Source organism: Vibrio sp. 10N.222.46.A1 (assembly GCF_041473595.1).
In the GTDB taxonomy this organism is placed as follows: Bacteria; Pseudomonadota; Gammaproteobacteria; order Enterobacterales; family Vibrionaceae; genus Vibrio; species Vibrio tasmaniensis_A.
In genome coordinates, this window is the sequence record NZ_JBFRSN010000068.1 from 1 (window position 1) to 476 (window position 476).

At 34.5% G+C, this 476-nt stretch carries 1 protein-coding gene; it reads right to left on the minus strand.

Features of this window, described 5'->3' with window-relative positions; genetic code table 11:
• Nucleotides 1-52: 52 nt before the first annotated feature.
• Entirely contained in the window at nt 53-466 is a 414-nt protein-coding gene (gene yciA / locus AB4496_RS02585; protein WP_017082562.1) for an acyl-CoA thioester hydrolase YciA, read from the minus strand.
• Nucleotides 467-476 lie beyond the last annotated feature (10 nt).

The following is a 476-nucleotide window of genomic DNA, read 5'->3' on the forward strand; positions in this document are numbered from 1 at the left end:
ATAGTTCACCGTTGAATGTTAATAGTTTAATATAACTAAAGCCTCAAGCTATTTAATCAGAAAATTTTTGAACCAGTCTTGGCTTCCCTGACAAATCTATAGCTACATAATTAAAATTAGCTTCACATACTTGGAATCTTAGATTAACCTTATCTTCTTGAATAGGTTTTACCCAAACTTCTAAATCAATCGACATTGATGTTCTACCAATTTTAACGCATTCACCATAACAACAAACGACATCACCAACCTTTACTGGTTTTTTAAAAGTGATACTTGATACTGAAACTGTTGCTATCCGTCCTCCAGATATTTCTTGAGCTAGGATTGCTCCAGCTAAATCAAGCTGTGACATTATCCACCCCCCAAAAATATCACCATTCGCATTAGTATCTGCAGGCATAGAAAGAGTACGTAAAAGAAGCTGTCCTTTTGGTTTTTGTTTAGTATTGATTGAAGTACGCAAGATATATTCC